General features: G+C 63.2%; 21 protein-coding genes and 1 riboswitch. Of the genes, 11 read left to right on the top strand and 10 right to left on the bottom strand.

Annotation, left to right across the window (positions count from 1 at the left end):
• The first annotated feature begins 178 nt into the window (after positions 1 to 178).
• The 6 genes from ACFSNN_RS20490 to ACFSNN_RS20465 all read left to right on the top strand — a co-directional run bounded on the left by ACFSNN_RS20490 (position 179) and on the right by ACFSNN_RS20465 (position 7,290).
• The gene (locus ACFSNN_RS20490; RefSeq protein WP_134458726.1) at positions 179 to 589 is read left to right on the top strand and encodes a GreA/GreB family elongation factor; all 411 of its coding nucleotides are present in this window, start codon (positions 179 to 181) and stop codon (positions 587 to 589) included.
• A 152-nt stretch (positions 590 to 741) separates the two neighbouring features.
• Positions 742 to 860, top strand: a riboswitch (TPP riboswitch).
• 92 nt (positions 861 to 952) lie between these two features.
• Positions 953 to 2,884 carry a phosphomethylpyrimidine synthase ThiC gene (gene thiC, locus ACFSNN_RS20485; protein ID WP_012433656.1) on the top strand — a complete coding sequence of 644 codons (1,932 nt, stop codon included), beginning with the start codon at positions 953 to 955 and terminating at the stop codon, positions 2,882 to 2,884.
• A 256-nt stretch (positions 2,885 to 3,140) separates the two neighbouring features.
• Complete coding sequence (locus ACFSNN_RS20480) at positions 3,141 to 3,353, top strand: glycine zipper 2TM domain-containing protein (protein WP_012433657.1); 213 nt, start codon at positions 3,141 to 3,143, stop codon at positions 3,351 to 3,353.
• Positions 3,354 to 3,518: 165 nt separating this feature from the next.
• Positions 3,519 to 4,007 (top strand): hypothetical protein, encoded by a 489-nt coding sequence (locus ACFSNN_RS20475; RefSeq protein WP_134458724.1) that lies wholly within the window; start codon positions 3,519 to 3,521, stop codon positions 4,005 to 4,007.
• 341 nt (positions 4,008 to 4,348) lie between these two features.
• A complete protein-coding gene (locus tag ACFSNN_RS20470; RefSeq protein ID WP_134458722.1) occupies positions 4,349 to 5,947 on the top strand; it encodes an L-lactate permease in 1,599 nt (532 codons plus the stop codon).
• Between the two features lie 416 nt (positions 5,948 to 6,363).
• On the top strand, positions 6,364 to 7,290 hold the full coding sequence (locus ACFSNN_RS20465; RefSeq protein ID WP_134458720.1) for a DMT family transporter: 927 nt from the start codon (positions 6,364 to 6,366) through the stop codon (positions 7,288 to 7,290).
• Between the two features lie 503 nt (positions 7,291 to 7,793).
• Here the strand turns inward: ACFSNN_RS20465 and ACFSNN_RS20460 are convergent.
• Together ACFSNN_RS20460 and bamC are read right to left on the bottom strand one after the other, a co-directional pair.
• Positions 7,794 to 7,949, bottom strand: coding sequence for a hypothetical protein (locus ACFSNN_RS20460; RefSeq protein WP_166799286.1), 156 nt, complete (start codon positions 7,947 to 7,949; stop codon positions 7,794 to 7,796).
• Between the two features lie 181 nt (positions 7,950 to 8,130).
• The gene (bamC, locus tag ACFSNN_RS20455; RefSeq protein ID WP_134458718.1) at positions 8,131 to 9,360 is read right to left on the bottom strand and encodes an outer membrane protein assembly factor BamC; all 1,230 of its coding nucleotides are present in this window, start codon (positions 9,358 to 9,360) and stop codon (positions 8,131 to 8,133) included.
• A 460-nt stretch (positions 9,361 to 9,820) separates the two neighbouring features.
• Between bamC and ACFSNN_RS20450 the strand changes: the two genes are divergently transcribed.
• From ACFSNN_RS20450 to ACFSNN_RS20440, 3 genes are all read left to right on the top strand, one after another.
• Positions 9,821 to 10,285, top strand: a complete 465-nt coding sequence (locus ACFSNN_RS20450) for a DUF2844 domain-containing protein (RefSeq protein WP_134458716.1) — start codon at positions 9,821 to 9,823, stop codon at positions 10,283 to 10,285.
• A 59-nt stretch (positions 10,286 to 10,344) separates the two neighbouring features.
• A complete protein-coding gene (locus tag ACFSNN_RS20445; RefSeq protein ID WP_377779189.1) occupies positions 10,345 to 11,628 on the top strand; it encodes a DUF3443 domain-containing protein in 1,284 nt (427 codons plus the stop codon).
• Between the two features lie 139 nt (positions 11,629 to 11,767).
• On the top strand, positions 11,768 to 13,642 hold the full coding sequence (locus ACFSNN_RS20440) for a glycosyl transferase family 1 (protein WP_134458714.1): 1,875 nt from the start codon (positions 11,768 to 11,770) through the stop codon (positions 13,640 to 13,642).
• 21 nt (positions 13,643 to 13,663) lie between these two features.
• On the opposite strand, the gene ACFSNN_RS20435 is transcribed toward ACFSNN_RS20440, so the two are convergent.
• Positions 13,664 to 14,134 carry a hypothetical protein gene (locus ACFSNN_RS20435; protein WP_134458712.1) on the bottom strand — a complete coding sequence of 157 codons (471 nt, stop codon included), beginning with the start codon at positions 14,132 to 14,134 and terminating at the stop codon, positions 13,664 to 13,666.
• Positions 14,135 to 14,451: 317 nt separating this feature from the next.
• Entirely contained in the window at positions 14,452 to 14,781 is a 330-nt protein-coding gene (locus ACFSNN_RS20430; RefSeq protein ID WP_134458710.1) for a hypothetical protein, read from the bottom strand.
• Between the two features lie 263 nt (positions 14,782 to 15,044).
• On the opposite strand from ACFSNN_RS20430, the gene ACFSNN_RS20425 reads away from it, so the two are divergent.
• The gene (locus ACFSNN_RS20425) at positions 15,045 to 15,935 is read left to right on the top strand and encodes a class I SAM-dependent methyltransferase (protein WP_134458708.1); all 891 of its coding nucleotides are present in this window, start codon (positions 15,045 to 15,047) and stop codon (positions 15,933 to 15,935) included.
• A gap of 277 nt (positions 15,936 to 16,212) precedes the next feature.
• A complete protein-coding gene (gene leuA / locus ACFSNN_RS20420) occupies positions 16,213 to 17,931 on the top strand; it encodes a 2-isopropylmalate synthase (protein ID WP_134458706.1) in 1,719 nt (572 codons plus the stop codon).
• A 139-nt stretch (positions 17,932 to 18,070) separates the two neighbouring features.
• Here the strand turns inward: leuA and ACFSNN_RS20415 are convergent, their stop codons facing one another.
• The 6 genes from ACFSNN_RS20415 to preA form a co-directional block, all read right to left on the bottom strand.
• Positions 18,071 to 18,838: an amino acid ABC transporter ATP-binding protein gene (locus ACFSNN_RS20415; RefSeq protein ID WP_134458704.1), complete on the bottom strand. Its 768-nt coding sequence runs from the start codon at positions 18,836 to 18,838 to the stop codon at positions 18,071 to 18,073.
• A complete protein-coding gene (locus ACFSNN_RS20410) occupies positions 18,838 to 19,515 on the bottom strand; it encodes an amino acid ABC transporter permease (protein ID WP_012433671.1) in 678 nt (225 codons plus the stop codon). Before ACFSNN_RS20410 ends, ACFSNN_RS20415 begins: the two co-directional genes overlap by 1 nt.
• A gap of 22 nt (positions 19,516 to 19,537) precedes the next feature.
• Positions 19,538 to 20,320 carry an amino acid ABC transporter substrate-binding protein gene (locus ACFSNN_RS20405; RefSeq protein WP_134458702.1) on the bottom strand — a complete coding sequence of 261 codons (783 nt, stop codon included), beginning with the start codon at positions 20,318 to 20,320 and terminating at the stop codon, positions 19,538 to 19,540.
• 355 nt (positions 20,321 to 20,675) lie between these two features.
• Positions 20,676 to 22,127: a dihydropyrimidinase gene (hydA, locus tag ACFSNN_RS20400; RefSeq protein ID WP_134458700.1), complete on the bottom strand. Its 1,452-nt coding sequence runs from the start codon at positions 22,125 to 22,127 to the stop codon at positions 20,676 to 20,678.
• Between the two features lie 66 nt (positions 22,128 to 22,193).
• Complete coding sequence (locus tag ACFSNN_RS20395; protein WP_134458698.1) at positions 22,194 to 23,705, bottom strand: NCS1 family nucleobase:cation symporter-1; 1,512 nt, start codon at positions 23,703 to 23,705, stop codon at positions 22,194 to 22,196.
• A gap of 144 nt (positions 23,706 to 23,849) precedes the next feature.
• Positions 23,850 to 25,184 (bottom strand): NAD-dependent dihydropyrimidine dehydrogenase subunit PreA, encoded by a 1,335-nt coding sequence (gene preA / locus ACFSNN_RS20390; protein WP_134458696.1) that lies wholly within the window; start codon positions 25,182 to 25,184, stop codon positions 23,850 to 23,852.
• Between the last annotated feature and the right edge of the window lie 52 nt (positions 25,185 to 25,236).

The raw sequence follows: 25,236 nt of genomic DNA, 5'->3' as shown, positions 1-25,236 counted from the left end.
CGCGCGTGGAACTCATGCCGCGTCGCGCCGGCGAGCCGTCCCGAACGCTCCCGCTCCACGCCGCCCGGCGCCCGGTCTAACGCAGCTTGCTCCATTGCCTGAGCCGCGTTGCCGGGCTCCGGGCCGATCTCATCCGCACGCTGTTCCCTCAAATGTAGATCGAATTGGAGTACCCGTCGTGAAAAAGACGAAAACCTGTTATCTCACCGAACTCGACGTCGCCCGTCTCGAGAAACACGCAGCCAAACCCGGCGCGCAAGCGCACTTGCAAGAGATGCTCGACGACGTGCTGGAACGCGCCGTGATCGTCGATTCGCGCGAGATTCCGGCCAACGTCGTCACGATGAACTCACAAGCCACGCTAGTCGACGAAACCAGCGGCGAGCAGATGACCTGGACCGTGGTCTATCCGCCCAATGCGGACTTCGCGCACGGCCGCCTGAACGTGTTCTCGCCCGCCGGCATCGCCTTGCTCGGCGCCAAACGCGGCGAGCGCATCCGCTTCACGCCGCCGAGCGGCACGGAGAAAGTGCTGAAGCTGGAGAAGATCCTGTTTCAGCCCGAAGCCGCCGACGATTTCACGCTGTAAGCAACGCCCCGCACGTCACGCAGAACCTTTGCCGCATCGTCTCCGGCTGCCCCGCCGATTCACGAGAAGCGCGTAGCGGCCCGCTGCTGTTTCCGTCATTCGAATTTTCAAGATGGGTTGCCAAGCAGCGGGCGGCCGGTGTATCGTGTGCGCTGCTAACGCGGGGGTCCTGCGTCGCACGGAGGTTGGAGGTCCGTGCCGCGTGGGTGAGAAATACCCTTTGAACCTGATCTGGATAATGCCAGCGCAGGGAAGCGTACGGATTTCGCACCCAAGCCTGATCGCCTCATCTCTCGCGAATTCCGACTACTTCCGTCTCGTCTCCTGCTTAGCCGCCCCACATAGCTTTGCACAGGAGATACGATGAACGCCAATCCGAAGTTCCTTTCCGCCGACGCTCACGTCGACGAAGCCGCTGTCGCGCCGCTGCCGAATTCCCGCAAGGTCTACGTGACCGGCTCGCGTGCCGACATCCGCGTGCCGATGCGCGAAATCTCGCAGGCCGATACGCCCGACAGTTTCGGTGGCGAAAAAAATCCGCCGGTCTATGTCTACGACACGTCGGGCCCTTACTCCGATCCGGAAGCGAAGATCGACATCCGCGCCGGTTTGCCAGCACTGCGCCAGGCCTGGATCGAAGAGCGCGGCGACACCGAAGCGCTGACGGGTCTGTCGAGCGACTTCAGCCGCGAGCGCGCCGCCGACACGGCCACCGCCGATCTGCGCTTCAAGGGCCTGCATCGCACGCCGCGCCGCGCGATCGCCGGCAAGAACGTCTCGCAGATGCACTACGCGCGTAAAGGCATCATCACGCCGGAAATGGAATACATCGCGATTCGCGAGAACCAGCGCCGTGCCGAGTATCTGGAAAGCCTGAAGACGAGCGGCCCGAACGGCGAAAAACTCGCCGCGATGATGGGCCGCCAGCATCCGGGCCAGGCGTTCGGCGCGAGCGCGTTCGGTCCGAACGGCCTCACGGCGATCACGCCGGAATTCGTGCGCGAAGAGGTGGCGCGCGGCCGCGCGATCATCCCGAACAACATCAATCACCCGGAAAGCGAGCCGATGATCATCGGCCGCAACTTCCTCGTGAAGGTGAATGCGAACATCGGCAACTCGGCGGTGACGTCCTCGATCGGCGAGGAAGTCGACAAGATGACGTGGGCGATCCGCTGGGGCGGCGACACGGTGATGGACCTCTCCACCGGCAAGCACATCCACGAAACGCGCGAGTGGATCATCCGCAATTCGCCGGTGCCGATCGGCACGGTGCCGATCTATCAGGCGCTGGAAAAGGTCAACGGCAAGGCCGAAGACCTGACGTGGGAAATCTTCCGCGACACGCTGATCGAACAGGCCGAGCAAGGCGTCGATTACTTCACGATTCATGCGGGCGTGCGTCTGCAATACGTGCCGCTCACGGCCAAGCGCATGACCGGCATCGTCTCGCGCGGCGGCTCGATCATGGCGAAGTGGTGCCTCGCGCATCACAAGGAAAGCTTCCTGTACGAGCACTTCGAGGACATCTGCGAAATCATGAAGGCGTACGACGTGGCCTTCTCGCTCGGCGACGGCCTGCGTCCCGGCTCGATCTACGACGCCAACGACGAAGCGCAACTCGGCGAACTGAAGACGCTCGGCGAACTCACGCAGATCGCGTGGAAGCACGACGTGCAGACCATGATCGAAGGCCCGGGCCACGTGCCGATGCAGTTGATCAAGGAGAACATGGACCTGCAACTGGAATGGTGCGACGAAGCGCCGTTCTACACGCTTGGGCCCCTGACCACCGATATCGCGCCGGGCTACGATCACATCACCTCGGGCATCGGGGCGGCGATGATCGGCTGGTTCGGCACGGCCATGCTCTGCTACGTCACGCCGAAGGAACACTTGGGCCTGCCGAACAAGGACGACGTCAAGACCGGCATCATCACTTACAAGCTCGCCGCGCACGCCGCCGATCTGGCGAAGGGCCATCCGGGCGCGCAGGTGCGTGATAACGCGCTCTCCAAGGCGCGCTTCGAGTTCCGTTGGGAAGACCAGTTCAACCTCGGTCTCGATCCGGACAAGGCGCGCGAATTCCACGACGAAACGCTGCCGAAGGATTCGGCCAAGGTCGCGCATTTCTGCTCGATGTGCGGCCCGCACTTCTGCTCGATGAAGATCACGCAGGACGTGCGCGAGTTCGCCGCGCAACAAGGCGTCACCGACGACGAAGCGCTGAAGAAAGGCATGGAAGTGAAGTCGATCGAGTTCATGAAGAAAGGCGCTGAGATTTATCAGCGGCAGTAAGGTTGGGCTCGCGGATCGGGCGTCGCTGTTACGCCACCCGATCCGCCAGGTCCCTGCATTACAGCAACGAAGCCCGCCACTGGCGGGCTTTTGCGTTTGCGCGATCCGGGCACGCCGCGTGCTGCACGAAGGGCAACATTTGATTACGAAACCGTCGGTTCGCTGACAAGCGCACACATCCGGATACAGGATGCGGCGATACCATCAAATGCAGGGGCGGTGCTTACTGCCGACCATAACTACAGGAGTCGACATCATGAAATCGATACGTCAAATCGGTACGTTTGCGGCCATTGCGGCCATTCTGGTGAGCCTTTCCGCATGTGACGGCATGAGCCGCCAGGGGCGCGACACGGCAATTGGCGCGGGTCTGGGCGGCGCGGCGGGCGCGGCGGTCGGCGGCAATGCGCTGTCAACGCTCGGCGGCGCGGCGGCGGGCGGCGTCATTGGTCACGAGGTGGGCAAGTAATGAACAATGATGCGTCCGGATGAAGCGTACGGCAGCAGTCGCGACACCCGCTGCAACGAGGCGAAATAAGCCGTTACGGTTTTGCAATCCTGTTGGCCCAGAGGCGGCGTAAGCTCATGACGTGACGCCCCTGATTGTGGCGTTCGATTCAACCAGGAGCGCGTCATGAAGTCCCGCCTCATCAACACGGCGTGTGCGATCGGCCAGCGGTTGCCGCTGCGCTTTTCCCAGTCTTTTCCGCGTCTTTCGCGAACAGGCATCGCGCTCGGTGGCGCGGTCTGTTTGCTCACGCTCTCCGGCTGCTATTACCCGTACGGTTACTATCCGGCGGGCTATTCGCCGTATTACGCGACCGCAGTCCCCGCAGCGGGAGCGCAACAGGCAGTCCCGGTCGGGCAAGACGACTACTCAGCGGCTCAACAGCAGCAGTCGCAACCAGCGCAGACAGGTCAGCCAGCCTCGCCGCCGACATACGCGGTCGCCGCTCCTCCCGTGTATGTCGCCCCCGCTCCCGTTTACTATCCGCCACCGGTCTATCCGGCCTATTACGGCTATCCGGGTTGGTATGGACCGTCGGTGTCGATCGGCGTCGGATTCGGCGGTTATTGGGGCGGCCACGGCGGCGGATGGGGCGGCCATGGCCATTGGCACTGACGCGCACCTGCGCCGTTCAACCTCCTGATCTTCACGCGATGCGCTTGTACGCAGATTCCCGCGGTGCCGTGCGGCGCCTGCGCGAAATTGTGGGTTAAGCGCCGCGTCGGCCGGCGCGTTCGCGCAAGCCGCGCTCCCAGCGCGTATCCACTTCGCCCGTAGTTTCCCTTCTTGACGCCGCCCGGCTGGGTTCTATCCTTGGTAGGCCACATGCAGTATCCGTTTAAAAAAATGCTCCCGGCCGCTCCCGCGTGCCGGCGACGCCCATCCGTCATGCCATAGCGACGCGCTCCGGGGTGCGTGGTGCCGCGTCGAGTCCGAACAACAATGAAGGAGACGTGATGTTTCACCAACTACTCACTCCTGTCGGCAATTCGCTATTACCATCGTTCCTCGTCGCGGCGTTGCCGATCATCGTCGTGCTGCTTCTGCTCGGCTGGGCACGCCGGCCGGCGTGGCAGGCGTCGCTCGCGGGGTTGATCGTCGGCTTGATCGTGGCGATCTTTGTCTGGCAATTTCCGGTGGGCCTAGCGGTCGACTCGGTGGTCGCCGGCGCGGTGTTCGCCTGCTGGCCGGTCATGTGGATCGTGTTCGCGGCGATCCTGCTTTACAACATCTCGCAACGCTCGGGCCGCTTCGCGGCCTTTCGCATGTGGATGATCGACAACCTGCCGAACGACCGGCGCGTCGTGCTGGTGGTAATCGGGTTTTCGTTCGGCGCGCTGCTCGAAGGGATCTCGGGCTTCGGCACGCCGGTCGCCATCACCAGTTCGCTGCTGATTCTGCTCGGCTTTCCCACGCTCGAAGCGCTCACCTTCACGCTGATCTTCAATACCGCGCCGGTCGCCTTCGGCGCACTCGGCGTGCCGATCACCGTGCTCGGCGCGGTCACACATTTGCCGGCCGATTCGCTCGCCAAGATGGTCGGCCGCCAGTTGCCGTTCTTCGCCTTCCTGCTGCCGTTCTATGTGATCGCCGTCTATGCGGGCTTTCGCAACATGCTGCGGGTGTGGCCGGTGCTGCTGGTGTCGGGCGCGAGCTTCGCGCTGACGCAGTTCGTCGCGTCGAACTATGTGAACTACAGCCTGACCGACGTGTTGTCGTCGATGGTCTCGCTCATTCTCACGATCGCCTTCCTGCGCGTCTGGAAGCCCGCGGCGGATCCGAAGTTCGCGGTCAACATCGACCGCGTGGGTGAAGTGCGCGGCAAGATCGGCGGAGGCCAGGGCTGGTATCCGTGGATCATCGTGTCGGTGGTGGTGATCATCTGGACCGTGGCGAAGATCTTCCTGATCGGCGACGTCAAGGTGCCGTGGCCGGGCCTCGACAAGGCCGTCTTCATCACCCTGTACAACACGCCGTACAGCGCGGTGTGGGACTTCCAGCCGCTCGCCACCGGCACCGCCATCCTGGTCGCCGCGCTCATTACGGCGGCCGTGGTCAAACTGAGCCCGCGCGAGTTCGGCGCGGCCGTCGCCGACACGTGGGTGCAGACGCGCATCGCCATCCTGACGGTGGCGACTATCGTCGGGCTCGCGTATTTGATGAACTACTCGGGGCTCACGTACACGCTCGGCCTCGGCGCGTCGTCGGTCGGACCGTTCTTTCCGCTGGTGTCGGCGTTCCTCGGCTGGGTCGCGGTGTTCCTGTCGGGCAGCGACACGTCGGGTAACGCGCTGTTCGGCAACCTGCAGGTGGTGGCGGCCAATCAGCTGAATCTCAACCCGATTCTGATGGCGGCCACGAACTCGTCGGGTGGCGTGATGGGTAAGATGATTTCGCCGCAGAACATTTCGACCGGGGTGGCGACCACCGAACTCAAAGGCAAGGAAGGCGTGGTGTTCGCCAAAACCTTCAAGCATTCGATTCTGTTGACGGTGCTGCTCGGCGTGCTGGTGTGGCTGCAGCAGAATGTCTTGCCGTGGATGATTCCGCATTGAGGTGGGCCGGGTTGTGCGCCCGCACAACCCGTTTGATCGCTCATGCGATGCGCTCCGAGTAGCGGGGTGAGGCCGCATGGACGCCGGCGCGCGTCGCTCTAGCCAAAACAAGCTCGAGCGAATTCGCCGGCTATCCGCGGCTGATGCGCTGCGGCAAAATAATTCACGTCCCGGACGTAGGTTTTGTCTCCCGCCTCTGCATCTGCGCCCCGCTCCACCATCCTGATCGCAATATTTCTCACATCAGCGTGAGAATTGCTCGTTTTGCGCGGGCCGCCACTGCGCTTACGATCACCGATTATCAAACGCCTCCGTCTCCCGGATCTTGCCGTTTCATTCCAGCCTGAAACGTTTCGCGCGACTGCGCTGCTACGATGTTCAGGCGTCGCGACTCAACCGCGCGTGGCGCCACCTCGATGAATGCTAAAAACCTGTTCCAATTGCTGATTCTCGCCGCCCTGTGGGGCGCCTCGTTCCTGTTCATCCGGGTCGGCGTCACCGACTTCGGCGTCGCGCCGTTGATGGCGCTGCGCGTCGGCATCGGCGCGGCCTTTCTCGCGATCGTACTGATCGCGCGACGTCCGCTGCGCCAGTCCGCGACGATCCTGCGCACGCGGGCCTTCCCGCTGCTAGTGGTCGGCATCCTGAATTCGGCGGCGCCCTTCTGCCTGTTCGCCTATGCCGAGTTGACGCTGTCGGCGGGTGTCACGTCCGTGATCAACGCGAGCACGCCGCTGTGGGGCGCGCTGGTTGGCTTCCTCTGGCTGCGCGACAGATTGAGCGCGCTGCGCACGCTCGGCCTGGTGATCGGCTTTCTCGGCGTGCTGATGCTGGTGTGGGATCAGATCGCCGCGCCCAACGGTTCCCCGGCCACGCCGCTCACCACTGCGCTCGCGGCCGGCGCCGCGCTCGGCGCGACCTTGCTGTACGGCATCGCGGCCAACTACACCAAGCGCCATCTGACCGGCGTCGACGCCCTGACCGTGGCCACCGGCACGATGACCGGCGCCACCATCGTGCTGCTGCCGCTCGCCGTGATCTACTGGCCGGCGGCGCCGATCTCGCTGCACGCATGGGGCTCGGTGATCGCGCTCGGCGTCGCCTGTACCGGCGTCGCGTATATGCTGTTCTTCCATCTGATCGCGGTGGCCGGACCGGCGCGCGCGATTACGGTGACCTTCGTCATTCCGATCTTCGGCATTCTGTGGGGCGCGCTGTTTCTCGGCGAAGGCGTCTCGCCCGGCATGCTGGAAGGCTGCGGCGTGATCCTGGTCGGCACCGCGCTCGCCACCGGCGCGATCAAGCGTCTGCCGTGGCTCGGCACGCGCCGCGCCGATACCTGATACCTGATTACTCGCGTCATTTCGCGCGACGCTTCCCCCGCGTCGCCGACTTTCATCTCTCGCGCCGCCACGACGGCCGCAATGAATCCCGAGCACACCAAAAAATAGCCCGCACTCCATGTCGGAGTGCGGGCGAAACCGTCGCCCTACGAGGATAGGCGACGGGGCCACCGAGGCCGCGCGCTGCGCGCCGGCCGTCATCGGGCGAAGCATCGGTTCGTCGGCCGATGCTGGAAGGGTCTGGGATGGCTTGGGATCGTCAATCGGAAATCGCTGCCAGCTCATGCCGGGTCATGCAATCCGGCCCCATGAGTCTGTAGAAGCAGCTTGTGTGCCAGTTTTTCCATATCGTTAAAAACTAACGTCAACCTTTTGATTTATATTGATTTTTTATTCAGCCGGAGGTTGCGACGGAAGGAATTCAGGAAGGCTTGGAAAGTTACGTCACCGGGGTAACGTCACGTTACACGGGCCGCGCGAAGCGGCCCCGTTGATGGCTCGGGTCACAGCGTCGGCCACTTCGTGCGCTGAGCCGCGCCATGTCGAACCCGCAGGCCGGTCGGCCGCGGCGATTCACGCGGGCTCAAGGCCGCGCCGCAGACCAACGCCAGGACGAGCAAGCTCGCCGCCCACATCCAGTAAGGAATCACGTCGAACATGGCCATCTCCCGTTGAACGCCGGCTCGGACCGGTATTTGGGGAATCAAGCAAAAGACGTGCGCGTGCACCGGACGATCGCTTGTCGGCCAGGTATTGCCGAAATCTCAAGGCATAAAAAAACCCGCCCGGAATGTTTCCCGGGCGGGTTTCGGATAGCGTTGCCGCCTGCGGCGGCCCTGCTCAGTGCAACTGGTCGGCCATCAGACTCATGATCTGCTTGGCCTGCGGGCTCTGATCAATCGCGCCCTTGTCGTCGACCACGGCCACGCGCGTCTGGTTAGGCGTCACCGCGCGCACGTTCACCATATATTGCTTGGCAACTTTTTCCTTCCTGCCGTGGAAAACCTGGCTCCAGAAGCCCTGTTCCGCCGATGTCATGTCCTTCGGATCGACATAGCGCACGAAGTACAGGCCGCGGGTCAGGTCGCGGTCGTCGACGGTGAAGTTGCTGCGGTCGAGCGCGAGGCCGACGCGCAACCAGGCGCGGTCGTACGGCTCGCCGAGCGTGAGTTCCGTCGACGAAAGCTGGGCTTCGGTGCCGTTCGCGTTCGCATCCGGCAAGGGTTGCTGGGCGGACAGCGAGACGTTTTGCGCCGCCGTGGCCGCAGCCGCCGATTTGGCGCCCGCAGTGGCCGCGTTCGGCGCCGTTTGCGCGCCGGCCGACAGGTCGGCGTTTTGCGCGTCAGCCGGTTTCGAGCGCGAATCGGCCAGCGCCAGCGCCGCCATCAGCCGTTTCAGATATTCCTGCTCGAGGCCCGGATCGTTCGGCTTAGCCACCCACGTGCTCGAATCGTTGTTCGTGCCGGTCAGCGCCTCGCGCATGCCCTTCTGGCTGACGAACACGTACGTGCCGCCGTTCGGCGCCGCTTCCAGACGCGTGCGGTACTTGTTGCGCTCTGAGGTGACGTAGCTGTTGCCCATGGCCTTGGACAGCGTATTGCGGATCAGGCCTTCGTTGATCTGCGCGTGCGTTTCGTTCCAGTCGGTTTCCATCACGCCTTTGTCGCGCTGGTCGACCACCAGCAGGAAGCCCTGTTCCTGCCAGAAGCGGCGAATCTGCGGCCATGCCTGCTCGGGCGCCTTGTTGTCGATGACAAGCCAGCTTTCCGTGCCGTCGCGCTGGATATGCATGCCGTTGACCGCCGGCGCCACCACCACGGAATTGGCCGACGGCGCTTGCGCCTGAACCTGCTTGAGCGTGGACAACGAGGTTTCGCCGCCCTGCGGGGGCAACGAACGCTGATCGGCCGTCTCATCGATCATGTTCGGCGGTACGGCAAGTGACACCTGCTTCGATTTCGAGTCGCTCTTGTAGTCGACTTTGGTCGGCGACGACGTGCCGCAGCCGGCGACCAGACCGCCTGCCATCAGCATTACTGCAAACCGCTTGGTAAGACGAAGATCAGTCATGTTCGGGGAATCCTTCCGCTACGCCACGGCAAGTTTCCGTGGATCAACCCAACATTTTACCGATCCCGGCGAGTCATGTGCAAAAACCCGGGTTTGCCCGTGAATTGAGCAGCGCGAGACGCGTGCAAACCAAGCCGAATCGACGCGCGAGAAGGACACCGAAGCGTCTACTTCAGTGAGCCTTTCCGTTTACCGCAAGCGGCTCGTTTGCGCGCCCGAAAAAGACCTGACGCGCGGTCAATTTAACATTTGCCTACATTTCCCAACGCCGTGTCAGATGCGCCCTACACCGTCGTCAGATCATTGATTCGACAGCACTTTCCGAGCTCCGCTCACGGCCAATTTCGATATATCCAATTAGCCGGATACGGCTTCCAGTAACGGTTCAAAAACCCGAGTGATATCTTGAAATAGACATCACCAGAAGCCTTTGAGTACTTCAGCCACGGGACCGACCGTCATGCCATTACCTACTCTTACGCCGACTCTCGCAGCCTCGGCGATTGCTTTTGCCGCCTTGTCCGCGAGCCTCGACGCACGCGCCGAATTGGGGGGCGTCATGCCGTCCAGGACGGAAGCGAGCGTCAGTGCGCCGCGCGCCATCTTGAACGGGTCGCTGCGCATGCGCACGCTCACCGACGCGGGCAACACCGCCATCACCGAGTACGCGACGAACACCGGCCAGATCATCGCCTACGCGTGGCAAGGCCCAACCATGCCGGACTTGCCCGCGCTGCTCGGCAAGTACGCCGACTCGTATCGCACCGGCGCCGCCGCGGCGACAGCGGACGGCAATCTGCACGTCTCCCGGGTGGCGCGGCCGGACCTGATCGTGGAATCCGGCGGCCCGATGCGCGGCTACGCGGGTCGTGCATGGCTGCCGGCGGCGCTGCCGCCAGGCGTGACAGCCGACGATTTCCAGTGATGCGCGCCCGCACCCGCATCCGGCATCAAAACTCTCCCTCGACGAACATGGGCCACGCCATGAAATCTGTCCTCTCCTTTTATGCCCTGCTGCTGATCTGCACCGCCCTGGCGGGATGCGGCGGCGGTGGTGGCGGCACACCGGCCGCCACGTCCCAGACCGGCTCGGCCGCACCGGGCAGCAGCCCAAACGCCACCAGCGCGCCGGTAGCCGCCGCGCCGCCTGAGGCCCCGGGCGCGAGTCCAGGCGCTTCGGTGCCGCGCTCAAACACGCCCAACGTCCAGCCGATCGCCGTCAGCGCCGCGCCGGGGCTGACGCGCAACATGCTGACGACGAGCGTCACCGTCTGCCAGCCCGGCACCAGCCATTGCGCGACGATCGACAATATCCAGGTCGACACGGGCTCGCATGGACTCAGGATTCTCGCGTCCGCATTGCCGGCAGACCTGCCGCTCGCGGCGATCGCGTCGGGCGGCGGGATTGCGGGCGAATGCGCGGTGTTCGGCGGCGGCTACACGTGGGGCGCGGTACGCAGCGCGGACGTCCGCATGGCGGGCCAGTTGGCCGCCTCGATCCCGATCCAGACGATCGCCGATCCCGCGCTCTCCACCGTGCCCGCAGACTGCGCGGGATCCGGCCGCGCCATGCAGACGGTGGCCGGCCTGCGCTCGAACGGCATTCTCGGCGTGGGCCTGTTCGCGGCCGACTGCGGCGGCGGCTGCGTCAGCGCCGCGCTGCCGCGCTGGTACTACAGCTGCGACGCCAGCGGCGCCTGCCTCGCCAGCACGCAAGCCCTCGCGCAGCAGGTGACCAATCCGGTCAGCCGCTTTGCACTCGACAACAACGGCGTGGTGATCGACCTGCCGGCCATTGCCGATGCCGGCGCGGCGAGCGTATCCGGTTCGATGATCTTCGGCATCGGCACCCAGGCCAACAACACGCTGAACGGCGCCAGCGTCCTCAAGGCGAATCCGGTGACGGGCTACGTCGTCACCACGAGCGGGGGGCAGACTTATTCGCAGAGCTATGTCGACAGCGGTTCGAATGGGCTGTTCTTCCGCACGAGCCAGTTCCCGCAGTGCGGCTTGTGGTATTGCCCGGCTTCGACTCAGGCCGCGAACGCCGCGATCACCGGTACGGATGGCGCGTCGAACACGGTGTCGTTTGCGGTCGGCAATTCGAGCGCGCTGTTCACGTCGTCGAACAACGCGTTCAATAATCTGGCCGGCGTGGCCAGCAGCGGCTTCGGCTGGGGCTTGCCGTTCTTCTTCGGACGACGCGTCTATACCGCCATCGCCTCGCGCGAGACGTCGGCGGGCCCGGGGCCGTATTACGCGTTCTGAACCGACGGCTTCTTTCGACGCTGAAATTTCGCAAACTCATCTGGTCTATAAATTTGGGACCCATCGGCTGAGATAATTCCACGCTCCGGCTAACTCCGTTTCAATTAGTTAGTCATGCAAATTCTTGACTTGTCGGCAGATGGAAGAATCCACTTTTTCGCTCGATCATTTCGAGCAGCTCGTCTACACGCGGCAGCATGTGAAAGCCGCGATCCAGTTCATTGCCGCGCTGGCGCTCCTGCAACAGAAGCGCGGCGAACTGGACGGCAGCTTTCGCGCCTCGGGCATGTCTGAACTGCCGCCCGACGAGCAGCGCAAGCGCTTCTGCACACGCCTCGCGAGCGCGGCTTCGACCCTGTTCGCGGATCCGACATTCCAGTTGCCGCCCGAGTGTTTCAGATTGCTTCTGACACTGCACGAATGGGTTGGAGTGGTGTTTGCCTGCACGCCCCTCGGCAATGCGGACCACGTAAGCCGTCACCTGAATCCGCGTGGTCCGGACAACACGCAGTTTCTGCCCGGCGACAGCTTTATCGAAAAACTCTGCGTGCTCTATTCGACCGAGTCCGAACTGGAACTCGACTTCGCCGCGCTGTGGGCCTATGACAAATCGCTCGCCGCCTGTCTTGCACTCGTTTTGCTGGCGCCGGTCTTCAAAGGCTCGGCGAGCGCACACCTCAAACGCGAAGCGCTAATGGAATGGCTGCCGGGCAAACTGCGGCAGATCGACGACCTCGACGACCTGCCCACCGCCTTGCTGCATAACGCCTATATGTTCTGCAGTTACGCGGACACGCCGCGGCGGCACGAGATCAAGCGGGACATCAATGCGCTGGTCCGCCGCAAGCTGGACCGGTTGAGATTGACCGACATTCCCGCCGCGCAACTGGCGCGCGCGAAAAGCCGCAAGCAACGTCGCAAAAAACCGCTCATGGTGGTCGTGCTCGAATGGTTCAGCGGCGCCCATTCGATCTACCGCACGCACTCGCTCACGCTCGAAGCCGCGCGCGAGCATTTTGAAGTGGTGGCATTCGGCTTCGGCTACGCCGTCGACGATATCGGGCGCGCGGCGTTCGACCGTTTCATCGAACTTGAAGAGCCGGAATATATCGGCGAGTGTCTTAAGACGATTCGAGATTTCGCTGAGACGGAACAGCCCGACGTGCTCTATATGCCGAGCGTCGGCATGTTCGCGCTCACGGTGTTCATGTCCAACCTGCGCGTTGCGCCGCTGCAGATCGCCGGCCTCGGCCATCCGGCCACCACGCACTCCGACAAGATCGATTACGTCAGCGTGGAGGAAGACTATGTCGGCAATCCCGCCTGTTTCAGCGAGCGTCTGATGAGGCTGCCAAAAGACGGTCAGCCGTACCGGCCATCGGTGGCGCTGCCGGACATCGTCGCCGAGATTCCCCCCTCACGCGAGACGCTGGAGATCGTCATCACGGCCAGCGCAATGAAGCTCAATCCCGGCTTTCTCGAAGCGTGCCGTGAAATCGGCGAGCTTGCGGCGACGCCGGTCCGATTTCACTTCATGAGCGGCGTGCCGTTCGGTTTACCGTTTGAACGCATGCGCGATGTGATCCGCCAGACGCTGCCGCGCGCCGTCGTGCATGGCTTTCACGAATATGCGGGCTATCTGGCGCGCGTCAATCGTTCCGATCTGTTTCTCAGCCCGTTTCCGTTCGGCAATACCAACGGTATCGTCGACGCGCTCACGCTGGGTTTGCCCGGCATCTGCAAGCGCGGGCCGGAAGTGTTCGAGCGGATCGACGGCGCGCTGTTCGAGCGCGTGGGCATGCCATCGTGGACGACAGCGGAGAGCGTCGAGGATTACATCGCCGCGGCCGTGCGAATGATCGACGCCCACGACGAGCGCACGGCCTTGCGGCAGCGTTTGATCGATACGCGGGCGGTGGAACGTTGCTTCGAAGGGCGTCCGGAGGGGTTCGCGGAATGCGTGCTGGCGCGGCTGCGGGCGAAGCAACCCAAGCGAGACGAGGCGATAGCTTGAGTTTCCGCGGCGTGCGCTGTGCTATTCGGTCGCGTTGGCGGCCGGCGTCACCAGATTGGCCGGCGCGAGCCAGTTGAATACATTCAACGTCGGGCCGTTGAACGTGCACTCGGCCGCCGCCGGTGTGACGGTCTTCCGCGCCTTGGCAGATCTGAACCAGAGCGCTTTGGTTGCCGACGCATCTGATGCGCTTGACGCACCTGCCGCGTCCGCCGCACCGACAGCCACCGCCGAAGCCGCAAGCGGCGCACGCGCCTCCCCAGGCGCGGGCGCCGGGGCCACCACATGTTCGATCGATCCTTCGACCACCACGCGCGAGCCGTGGATGCCTGTTGCGGCATGGGTGATCTTGAGCCTATCGGTCGACGTTTCCGCCAGCTTGCTTCGCATCAACTGTTCGCACGCGTCCGTGTTCTTGTAGACGGCCGTGCAGCCCGCCAGCAGCGCAGCAGCGGTCGTGACGCAGACGAGAGGGAGAATCCGAATCTTCATTGATGTTCCGTTTTTCAAGCCGTCGGCAATTGTAGCCTACGGCCTGCCTGACCGGCAGCGGCATTGGGCGCCGGCTGAGCGCATCGATCGGCGCTATGGCATCGCGCTGCAACTGCTGATCGTGGTGATCATCGGCGTCTCTGTGGTCACGCTGAACGATACGCTGCGGATTGTGTTCGGACTGTGCCGGTGCCCGTATTCAGGCCACACGCTGTCCCATCGCCCGAAAGAAGCTCAATTCAACAGAACAGAACAGTTCGTGCAGGGATGCGCTGCTGTTCAGCGCGATGCGGCACGACCGTCGTCGGCGCGTCCGCTCAATTCGACGGCATTGGCGGCTGCACGTAGGTGCGCACACCGGCGAGCGGCGAACCGTAACCGCCGGAATTCGTGTGATTCGGCAAGCCGTTGACCAGTTGCGCGCGCGGGTCGGTCGGATTCAGGTTCATTTCCCCTGCCTGCTGGTTGCCGTGCGTCGGGTATTCGCTGCCTCGCGCCGCGTTCGGCATCAAGCGCGTGCTGTTTTGCGGCGCGTTCATGTCGTCCTGCGGGCTCAAACCTTGCGCGCCCGCCTGCGCGGCGATCGCGCATGCGGCCGCGCACAGTAAAAACCGCCCTACCCGCGACATCGTCGATGTTCGTTTCATACCTGCCTCCGGCAAAATGAAGTGAAGGTGATCAAGTCGCGCGCGGCACCCAACAGGCCGACACGCGACGGCCAACGCTGACCACACCATTTATACGCGCCACGCCGCGCTTCGGATTCGGCGACCTTCGGATGCGGCGCGTCAGTAGGGAAACCGGCCGGCACGGTCTTTTATTCCGGTTGCGGCGACTGCCACGCAAAACCCGGCAAGCGCCTATCCTTATGCCGATTACCGATTTCCTTCCCGCGCGATCGCGCCCGATAATGGACGTCATGAACCCACAACCCAATCTTCAGGCTCGCACGCTGCGCGCCGCGCTTGCGACGCTTACCGCAACGCTGCTGCTGGCGGCCTGCGCCGGCCCATCGGCGTCGACGTCCACTTCCGCGTCCGCATCGTCCAGTCCGGCGCTGCTCGATGCCGCGATTTCCGGACCGCAACGCGGCGACAAGGCCCGCGCCCGCGACATCTACCGCCATCCGAAAGAAACGCTGCAATTCTTCGAACTCGCGCCGTCGCAAAGCGTGCTGGAGATCGAACCAGGCGGCGGCTGGTACACGGATATCCTCGCGCCGTATCTGCGCGACCACGGCAAGCTGTATGAGGCGCAGTACGACGGCCCGCAGAGCACGCCATCGGCGGAGACGCAGGCCAATCGGGCCGCGTTCGCGCGCAAGCTGGCGGCCACGCCCGCCGTCTACGGCCATGTGGTGGTCGGCACGCTGCACGCCGGCCAGTTCAGCGGCTTTCCGGCCGATGCCAGCGTCGACGAGGTGCTGACCTTCCGCAACATCCATAACTGGATCAAGGACGGCCAGATCGACGCCAACCTGCGCGCGTTCTACGCGGCGCTCAAGCCGGGCGGTGTGCTCGGTGTCGAGGAACACCGCGCGGCGCCGGGCACCTCGCTGCAACAGACCATCGACACCGGCTACGTGACGGAAGATTACGTAATCCAACACGCGCGCGCGGCGGGCTTCGAACTGGCCGGCACGAGCGAAGTGAGCGCTAACCCGCGCGACACCAAAAATTACCCGAACGGCGTCTGGTCACTGCCGCCGACCTTCAAAGGCGGCGACGTCGACCGGGCCAAATATGCAGCGATCGGCGAATCGGATCGCATGACCTTGCGCTTCGTGAAACCCGCGCATTGACTCCCGCCCCTCTCGATCCACAAGGGACGGCGCTTGACGCCGTCCCGATAATATGGTCCTATGGCGCACTATGTACCGCGCCCAGACCATCCTATCGCTACTACTAGCCCCCTCTACCGGGCTAGGTCTGCTGCTGCGCGCTTCCATCTGAACCACCCGAAGCACCGCAAAATTCCCCAGTAACTGACCCAGCCCCGGTTTTCGACCGGCGCCTCGTCATGTCTTTTCGTCGTCCGGTCGACTCCCAGCTAACTGGTCTCACCCACGGATGATGAAAATGTTGAAGAACCCCGCTACCAAGTATCGCTCGTTCAAGCCCGTCACCTTGACGGATCGCCAGTGGCCGTCGCGCACCATCACGCACCCGCCGATCTGGATGAGCACCGACCTGCGCGACGGCAATCAGTCGCTGTTCGAGCCGATGGACGCACAGCGCAAGATGCGCATGTTCAAGACGCTGGTGCAGATCGGCTTCAAGGAAATCGAAGTCGCGTTTCCGTCCGCTTCGCAGACCGACTTCAATTTCGTGCGTGAACTGATCGAAGGCGGCCACATTCCCGACGACGTCACCATCGAAGTCTTGACGCAAGCGCGCGACGACCTGATCGAGCGCACCTTCGAATCCTTGCGTGGCGTGCCGCGCGCCATCGTCCACCTGTACAACGCGACCGCGCCGGAATTCCGCAAGATCGTCTTCAATCTGGAAAAGAGCGGCGTGAAGGAGCTGGCGCAGAACGCAGCGCGCACGATGAAGCGCATCGCCGCCACCATGCCGGAAACGCAGTTCACGTTCCAGTACAGCCCGGAAGTATTCAGCGGCACGGAAATCGAATTCGCCAAAGAAGTCTGCGACGCCGTGTTCGATGTCTGGCAACCGACGCCGCAACACAAAGCCATCGTCAACCTGCCGGCCACTGTCGAAATGTCCACGCCGAACATCTACGCGGACCAGATCGAGTGGATGCACCGCAATCTCGCGCGCCGCGATTCGCTGATCATCTCCGTGCATCCGCATAACGATCGCGGCACCGCCGTGGCCGCGGCTGAACTCGCCGTGATGGCCGGCGCGGATCGTATCGAAGGCTGTTTGTTCGGCAACGGCGAGCGCACCGGCAACGTGGACCTCGTCACGCTCGCGCTGAACCTGTACACGCAGGGCGTCGATCCGGGCCTCGACTTCTCGAACATCAACGAAGTCGCGCGTACCGCTGAAGAATGCACGCAATTGCCGATCCATCCGCGTCATCCGTATGTCGGCGATCTGGTGTTCACGGCCTTCTCGGGCTCGCATCAGGACGCGATCAAGAAGGGTTTCGCGGTGCAGAAACCGGACGCAGTCTGGGAAGTGCCCTACATGCCGATCGATCCGGCCGATCTCGGCCGCACCTACGACTCGGTGATTCGCGTGAACAGCCAGTCGGGCAAGGGCGGCATCGCCTATCTGCTCGAACAGGGCTACGGCGTCGTGTTGCCGCGCCGCTTGCAAGTGGACTTCAGCTCGGCCGTGCAGCGCTTCACCGACGACAGCGGCCAGGAAGTCACGTCCGCGCAGATCTGGGAATTGTTCCAGCAGGAATACGTGCAGACCACGGCGCCGATTCATTACGTGGGCCACAGCCTGTCCGAGCGCGAAGGACGCGAGCGCATCAAACTGACGGTCGACATCCACGGCACGCGGCGCGTGTTGACCGGCGAAGGCAATGGCCCGCTCGACGCGTTGATGCACGCGATCGGCGTGCCGGTGCGGATTCAGCACTATGAAGAGCGCGCGTTGACGCAGGGTGCGGATGCCCGCGCGGTGGCGGTCGCCGAAATGGCCGGCGCCGATGTGACAGGCAGCGCGTTCGGCGTCGGCATCGACGCCAACCTGGTGACGGCGTCGATTCGCGCGGTGATCAGCGGGGTGAATCGCGCTTATGCTCGAGTCAATGCGCGGGCGCAGGAGAACTTCTTCGACGCTGCGATGAACGATGCCGCGGAGAGCGTAGGTGTTTAAGGGTCTCTGCAGTCAATGACAGACTTGTAGCGGTTATATGCGAAGGGGGCGTTCCGACAACGCCCCCTTTTGTTATCCCGCCGCACAACCGCACGGCCACATTGCCGCATTTCCGCGTGACTGCCTTTTCAGCCCCGCATCACTGCGTCCACTCATCCGGCAGACTATGCGTCAACGTCGAAACGAAACGCTCCGTTTCGCGCGCACGCGGCTCCATAAAAATCTCGCGCGACGGCCCGGCCTCCACCACCACGCCGTTATTCAGAAACACCACGTCCCGCGCGATCGTCGCGGCGAGCCGCAAGTCGTGCGTGGCCATCAGCATGGTCATGCCTTCAACGGCGAGTTGCTTGAGCACCTCCACCACTTCCGCGGCGAGACCGGGGTCGAGCGCCGAAGTCGGCTCGTCGCACAACAGCACTTCCGGCGACGGCGCCAACGCCCGCGCAATCGCCACACGCTGTTGCTGGCCGCCGGACAGCGTCGAAGGCCACGCATCCGCTTTGTGCGCGATGCCGACCTTCTCCAGCAATTCGTCGGCGCGAGCCCGCGCCTTGTCCTTGTCCCACTTCTGCACGGTCAGCAAGCCTTCCATCACGTTCTGCCGCACCGTCAGATGCGGGAACAGCTGGAAATTCTGAAACACCATGCCGGTGCGGCGGCGAATCGTCAGCACCGCTTCGCGCGAAGGCCGGTGGTCGCGGCTGAATTCCAGCCGCTGATCGCCGAGTTCGAGCGAACCGGACTCGGGAATCTCGAGCAGATTCACGCAACGCAACAGCGTGCTCTTGCCGCTGCCCGACGGACCGATCAGCGCGGTGACATTACCCGAGGCGAGTTGCAGATCGACCGAGTTGAGCACCCGCAGGCCGCCGAAATACTTGTCGATTTTTTCCAGTCGGATCATCAGTTGCCTGCCTGGAAAAGTGCGTGGCGCCCGAACTTGCGCTCGAGCCTGACTTGCGCCGACGACAACACGGAACTGAACACCAGATAAACCAGCGCCGCTTCCGTGTACAGAATCAGCGGCTCGTAAGTCACCGACGCAATCCGCTGCGCGGCCTGAAACACCTCGGGCACAGTCAGCACCGCGGCGAGCGAGGTGTCCTTCACCAGCGCGATAAACGAATTGGACAAGGGCGGCAACGCGACGCGCGCGGCTTGCGGCAGGATCGCGCGACGCAGGGCCTGCTCGCGCGTCATCCCCATCGAATACGCCGCTTCCCACTGCCCTTTCGGGATCGATTCGATCACGCCGCGTATCACTTCGGAGTTATATGCGCCGACGTTCAGCGAGAAGCCAATGATCGCTGCCGTCAACGGATCGAGCACGATGCCCACGTTCGGCAAGCCGTAGAAGATCACGAACAGTTGCACGAGCAACGGCGAACCGCGAAACAGCCACACATAGAAGCGCACGATCGCCACGGCCCACTTCGGCCCGAACAGCCGCACCAGCGCGACGAGAAACGCCAGCGCGAGCCCGATCGCGAACGAGATCAGCGTAAGCGGCACGGTAAAGACGAGCCCCGCATACAGCAGGGGCCACAGCGACTGCGCCATCAGATGCAACCATGCCGGCATGATTCAGACTCGCTGAAGGCGTTTACTGGGAGACGTCTTTGCCGAAATACTTCTGCGAGATTTTCAGGTATGTGCCGTCTTTCTTCATGTCGGCGAGCGCCTTGTTGATCGCGGCCTGCAATTCGGGGCTGCCTTTCCTGATCAGCACGGCGGATTTGTCGCTGCTGTCGGGCGAAGTATCGAGCGCGGCGATCTTCACCTTCGCATCCGGCTTGTGCTTCTTGAAGTCGAGAAACGACAGCGAGTCGTTGACGGTGGCATCGACGCGGCCCGAGGTCAGCAAATCGATCGACTCATTGAAGCCCTGCACCGGAATCACTTCAGCGCCGTGCGCCGCCGCGATCTTGCCGAAGTTGCTGGTCAGCGTGTTGGCCGACTTCTTGCCGCTCAGGTCGTTGAAGTTCTTGATCGTGGTGTTGTTCGACGCCACGATCAGCGCCGCGTGCGACGTGATATACGGGTCGGAGAAATCGTATTTGGCCTTGCGCGCATCGGTCACGGCCACTTCGTTGATCACCGCGTCGTAACGGTTCACATCGAGGCCGGCAATCAGACCGTCCCATTTACCTTCGACGAATTGCGGCTTGACGCCAAGGCGCTTCGCGATCTCCGTGCCGATCTCCACGTCGAAACCGGTCAGCTTGCCCGATTCGTCGTGGTACGTGAACGGCGCGTAGGTGCCTTCAGTGCCGATCTTGAACACGCCGGCGGATTTGATCTGCGCGAGTTCGTCGGCGGCGAATGCGGAACTCACGGCTACCGCCTGGAACAACGCGATCAGCAGAATGGAACGAATCGATTTCATCAGGCGGCTCCGTCAAATGTGCCACGCGAGTGGCTGAGTCTTGTGTTGGACAGTCCCCGCCGGCGTTCGCGCCGGGCAGAGTGGGCGGACTGTAGCAAACGGCCTGCGTTTTTACAAAGGATCAGGTTTCCGATCGATATGCGCTTGCGTGCTAAGTAAGCAGCCATAGCCTCCACTATGACGTGGATTCCAACTCTACAGCAGATAGACAGACGCGGCATGCATCGCAACACGGAACCCATGCGGTGCGCCATCGGGGAAAACGCGAGAGGTCTCGCCGCGGCGAACGCGCGGCAGGAAAAAAACGGGCGGCGCCGTGTTTGAAAACGGCGCCGCCCGTCGGTTTGCGAAAGGCTTACCGCTCCACCGGATGCGGTTCCTTGCGCTTGTTGGCGACGCGGATCGCGTCGAAGTAGGCGCCGTTGGGCGGCCGTTTCAGATAGCGGCCGGCGCCGCGCACCGCTCGCAACTCGCCGTCGGTCCAGGCGAGCGCGCCGCGCGTGAGCGTGTGCATCGCCACGCCTTGCACCGTCATGCCTTCGAACACGTTGAAGTCGACCTTCTGATGATGCGTCTTCACCGAAATCGTTTTGCTCGCATTCGGGTCCCACACCACGAGGTCGGCATCCGCGCCGACCCGCACCGCGCCCTTGCGCGGATACAGGTTGAAGATCTGCGCGGCATTGGTCGACGTAATGCGCACGAACTCGTTCGGCGTGAGGCGCCCGGAGTTCACGCCGTGATGCCAGAGCACCGCCATGCGGTCTTCCACGCCGCCGCAGCCGTTCGGGATCTTCGTGAAGTCGTCGCGTCCCATCGCTTTCTGCGACGCGCAGAACACGCAGTGATCAGTTGCCGTGGTGTGCAACTGGCCGGCTTGCAAACCGCGCCACAATGCCTCGCGATGCTCGGCCGAGCGGAACGGCGGGCTCATCACGTGAGCGGCCGCGCGGGTCCAGTCGGGATCGCGGTACACCGCTTCGTCGATCACCAGATGGCCCGGCAAGACTTCGCCAAACACGCGCAGACCTTCGCTGCGCGCGCGGGCGATCGCATCGACGGCGTCTTTCGAGGATACGTGCACGATATACACCGGCACGCCCAGCACCTGCGCGATCCGGATCGCGCGATTGGCCGCCTCGCCCTCCACTTCGGGCGGCCGCGACAACGGATGCGCCTCCGGACCGCTAAAGCCTTTCGCCAGCAACTGCCGCTGCAATTGAAACACCAGCTCGCCGTTTTCCGCATGCACGGTCGGCAGCGCGCCGAGTTCGAGCGAACGGGAGAAGCTGTTCACCAGCACTTCGTCGTCGGCCATGATGGCGTTCTTGTAGGCCATGAAGTGCTTGAAGCTCGACACGCCGTGTTCGTGCACCAACGTGCCCATATCGCGATAGACCGAGTCGTCCCACCACGTCACCGCGACGTGAAAGCCATAGTCCGACGACGCCTTCTCTGCCCAGCCGCGCCATTCCTTGAAGGCGTCCATCAGCGGCTGCTTCGGGCTCGGAATCACGAAGTCGATGATGCTCGTGGTGCCGCCCGACAAACCCGCCGCCGTGCCCGTGTAGAAATCGTCGCTCGCCGTGGTGCCCATGAACGGCAGCTCCATATGCGTGTGCGGATCGATACCGCCGGGCATCACGTACTGCCCGCCCGCATCGACGATCGTAGCGCCGGCGGGCGCCTCCAGGTCCACTCCAATCTGCAGGATCGTACCGCCGTCCTGCGGGTCCGCACACAATACGTCCGCGCGATAGGTGTTCTCCGCGTCGATAATCGTGCCGCCGCGAATCAGGGTCGTCATGTTGCCGTCTCCTTATGAACTGCTGGTTTCAGTGCTGCGTAATTCGTTGGTGCTCATGTGGCTGGCCTATGCGCTCGCCACGCGCGCACTCGGTCCTTTGCTGAGCTTCATCCACGCGCTGTATACGATCGACGCCAACGCGAGCCCGACGAACCATGCATACGTGTAGAGCGTATTGAAGATCGCCGGCACGTTCGGAAACGAAGCCGGAAACGCGGTGTGCAAAAAGCCTGGCAGATTCGGCAGCACGCCGATCACGAGCGCGACCACCGCGCCGATATTCCAGCCACCTGTGTAGCTGTATTCGCCGTGTTCGTCGAAGAGTTCGCGCGTGTCGAGCCGCGTGCCGCGGATCAGGAAATAGTCGACCATCAGAATGCCCGCCACCGGACCGAGCAGCGCCGAGTAGCCGACCAGCCACGTAAAGATATAACCTTGGGTGGTGGCGAGAATCTTCCACGGCATCATCACGATCGCGATGGTCGCGGTAATCATGCCGCCCACGCGATACGAAATTCCCTTCGGCCACAGGCTCGAAAAATCGTAAGCGGGACCGACGAGATTTGCCGCGAGATTGCAGCACATGGTGTCGAGCGTCAGGATGATCAGCGCGACGCCCACGCCGATGCCGGTCATGCGGCTCGTCAGATCGATAGGATCCCAGATCGCCTTGCCGTAGATCACCACCGTCGCCGACGTGACGACAACCGAGATCACCGAGAGCAGCGCCATCGGCACCGGCAAGCCGACCGATTGCCCGATGATCTGATCGCGCTGCGTTCTGGCAAAGCGCGTGAAGTCGGGGATATTCAGCGCGAGCGTGGCCCAAAAGCCGACCATGGCCGTGAGGCCCGGCCAGAACGTGGCCCAGAACAGGCCTTCTTTCTTGCCGCCCGGCACGAATTGCGACGGCGCCGACAACATCGAACCCAGCCCGCCCGCTTTCGACGTCGCCCACCATACGAGCGCAATGCACATCACGATCTTGATCGGCGCGGACCAGCTTTCGAGCCAGCGGATCGAATCGGTGCCATGCACGATGAAGTAGATTTGCAGCGCCCAGAACACGAGGAAACACGCGAGCTGCGCGAGCGAGATGTCGAGAAACGGCAGAGCCGCGCCGTGCAGCGCGTTGCCGGTGAGAATGTTGAGCAGCGTATAGATCGCGCTGCCGCCGAGCCAAGTCTGAATCCCGTACCAGCCGCACGCGACAATCGCGCGCAGCATTGCCGGCAATTTGGCGCCCTGCGTGCCGAACGAGGAGCGCACCAGCACCGCGTACGGAATGCCGTGCTTCGCGCCCGCGTGGCCGATCAGGAGCATAGGCACCAGCACGATCAGGTTGCCGAGCAGCACGGTCGCGACCGCCTGCCACGGCGACATGCCCTCTTCCGTCAAGCCGGCGGCGAGCATGTACGACGCGATGTTCATCACCATACCGACCCACAGCGCGGCGAAGTGATACCACTTCCACGTGCGCTGCGCGACACCGGTCGGCGCAAGATCGTCGTTGTAAAGACTGCTGCCCTGCACGCCGGCCGCGAACTGCGGCTCGGCGGGTTGCGCTGTCTGCTTCATCTAGAGCTCTCCACTCGATCGTTGAGGCCCGCGCGGCTTCTATTGGCGCGTCGGGCCTTTTGGGGAATGACAGGTTCAGTACTAGCGCTGCGTTTGTTTCAGTTTGCTTCGGTTTGCTTCAGTTATCTTCAACCACGTCCTGTTTCAGGCTGCTTTTGCCGCGTGTGCGTGCGCGTGCTCGGCGGTTTCAGCCGCGTCCGCCGATGCGCTCGCTCCTGCGTCCACGCGCGCCGGATTGTTCGGATGCGTGGTCCAGTTCGCGTATTCGCCGTTGTCGACGCGCTCCATCGAAATGCACTGCTCGACCGGACACACGTGCATGCACAGATTACAGCCGACACATTCGGAGTCCATCACTTCAAAATGCCGGACGCCATCTTTTTCTTTCATGATGGCCTGGTGAGCCGTGTCTTCGCAGGCGATATGACACAGGCCGCACTGGATGCACTTGTCCTGGTCGATGCGCGCCTTGATGTCGTATTTGAGGTTCAGGTACTTCCAGTCGGTGACGTTCTGGACCGCGCGGCCGCGAATATCGTCGAGTGTCGCGTAGCCTTTTTCGTCCATCCAGTTGGAGAGGCCGTCGGTCAGGTCGGAAACGATACGGAATCCGTAGTGCATCGCCGCCGTGCAGACCTGCACGCTGCCCGCGCCGAGCACCATGAATTCGGCCGCGTCGCGCCATGTCGTAATCCCGCCGATGCCGGAGATCGGCAGATTCGGCGTTTCCACATCGCGCGCGATTTCCGCGACCATGTTCAGCGCGATCGGCTTCACGGCCGGGCCGCAATAACCGCCGTGCGTGCCCTTGCCATCCACCATCGGCAACGGCGACATCGCGTCGAGATCGACGGCGACGATCGAGTTGATCGTGTTGATCAGCGACACGCCGTCCGCGCCGCCCTTGTAGGCCGCGCGCGAACCCGTTCGAATGTCGCTGATGTTCGGCGTGAGCTTGACGAGACATGGCAGCCTGGTGCCCTCCTTGACCCACCGCGTAACCATCTCGACATACTCGGGCACCTGGCCGACGGCCGCGCCCATGCCGCGCTCGCTCATGCCGTGCGGGCAGCCGAAATTCAGTTCGACGGCATCCGCGCCGGTGTCTTCGACGAGCGGCAGGATCCACTTCCAGTCGCGTTCGTTGCACGGCACCATCAGCGAGACGATCATCGCGCGGTCCGGCCAGTCGCGTTTGACTTGCGTGATCTCCTTCAGGTTGACGTCGAGCGGGCGGTCCGTGATCAATTCGATGTTGTTCAGACCCGCCATGCGCTGGCCGTTCCATTGCACCGCGCCGTAGCGCGAGCTGACGTTCACCACGTGCGGGTCGAGGCCGAGCGTTTTCCACACCACGCCGCCCCAGCCCGCCTCGAAGGCGCGGTTCACGTTGTAGGCTTTGTCGGTCGGCGGCGCGGAGGCGAGCCAGAAAGGATTCGGCGAAGTGATGCCGGCAATCGTACAGCGCAGATCGGCCATGTTCGGCTCCTTGGGGACTGCTGTTTTTTGTCTGGTATGACGCTTCGTTTGG

It is taken from the genome of Paraburkholderia dipogonis, assembly GCF_042680985.1.
GTDB classification, from domain to species: Bacteria; Pseudomonadota; Gammaproteobacteria; order Burkholderiales; family Burkholderiaceae; genus Paraburkholderia; species Paraburkholderia phytofirmans.
Note: the sequence above shows the minus strand (reverse complement) of the source record. Positions and strands in the feature narration are given on the sequence as shown.

Bases quoted from the DNA above. Each gene is read 5' to 3' on its own strand.
- thiC (WP_012433656.1), top strand. From the start codon at position 953: ATGAACGCCAATCCGAAGTTCCTTTCCGCCGACGCTCACGTCGACGAA.
- ACFSNN_RS20480 (WP_012433657.1), top strand. From the start codon at position 3,141: ATGAAATCGATACGTCAAATCGGTACGTTTGCGGCCATTGCGGCCATT.
- ACFSNN_RS20475 (WP_134458724.1), top strand. From the start codon at position 3,519: ATGAAGTCCCGCCTCATCAACACGGCGTGTGCGATCGGCCAGCGGTTG.
- ACFSNN_RS20470 (WP_134458722.1), top strand. From the start codon at position 4,349: ATGTTTCACCAACTACTCACTCCTGTCGGCAATTCGCTATTACCATCG.
- ACFSNN_RS20465 (WP_134458720.1), top strand. From the start codon at position 6,364: ATGAATGCTAAAAACCTGTTCCAATTGCTGATTCTCGCCGCCCTGTGG.
- ACFSNN_RS20460 (WP_166799286.1), bottom strand. From the start codon at position 7,949: ATGTTCGACGTGATTCCTTACTGGATGTGGGCGGCGAGCTTGCTCGTC.
- bamC (WP_134458718.1), bottom strand. From the start codon at position 9,360: ATGACTGATCTTCGTCTTACCAAGCGGTTTGCAGTAATGCTGATGGCA.
- ACFSNN_RS20450 (WP_134458716.1), top strand. From the start codon at position 9,821: ATGCCATTACCTACTCTTACGCCGACTCTCGCAGCCTCGGCGATTGCT.
- ACFSNN_RS20445 (WP_377779189.1), top strand. From the start codon at position 10,345: ATGAAATCTGTCCTCTCCTTTTATGCCCTGCTGCTGATCTGCACCGCC.
- ACFSNN_RS20440 (WP_134458714.1), top strand. From the start codon at position 11,768: ATGGAAGAATCCACTTTTTCGCTCGATCATTTCGAGCAGCTCGTCTAC.
- ACFSNN_RS20435 (WP_134458712.1), bottom strand. From the start codon at position 14,134: ATGAAGATTCGGATTCTCCCTCTCGTCTGCGTCACGACCGCTGCTGCG.
- ACFSNN_RS20430 (WP_134458710.1), bottom strand. From the start codon at position 14,781: ATGAAACGAACATCGACGATGTCGCGGGTAGGGCGGTTTTTACTGTGC.
- ACFSNN_RS20425 (WP_134458708.1), top strand. From the start codon at position 15,045: ATGGACGTCATGAACCCACAACCCAATCTTCAGGCTCGCACGCTGCGC.
- leuA (WP_134458706.1), top strand. From the start codon at position 16,213: ATGTTGAAGAACCCCGCTACCAAGTATCGCTCGTTCAAGCCCGTCACC.
- ACFSNN_RS20415 (WP_134458704.1), bottom strand. From the start codon at position 18,838: ATGATCCGACTGGAAAAAATCGACAAGTATTTCGGCGGCCTGCGGGTG.
- ACFSNN_RS20410 (WP_012433671.1), bottom strand. From the start codon at position 19,515: ATGCCGGCATGGTTGCATCTGATGGCGCAGTCGCTGTGGCCCCTGCTG.
- ACFSNN_RS20405 (WP_134458702.1), bottom strand. From the start codon at position 20,320: ATGAAATCGATTCGTTCCATTCTGCTGATCGCGTTGTTCCAGGCGGTA.
- hydA (WP_134458700.1), bottom strand. From the start codon at position 22,127: ATGACGACCCTGATTCGCGGCGGCACGATTATCGACGCGGAGAACACC.
- ACFSNN_RS20395 (WP_134458698.1), bottom strand. From the start codon at position 23,705: ATGAAGCAGACAGCGCAACCCGCCGAGCCGCAGTTCGCGGCCGGCGTG.
- preA (WP_134458696.1), bottom strand. From the start codon at position 25,184: ATGGCCGATCTGCGCTGTACGATTGCCGGCATCACTTCGCCGAATCCT.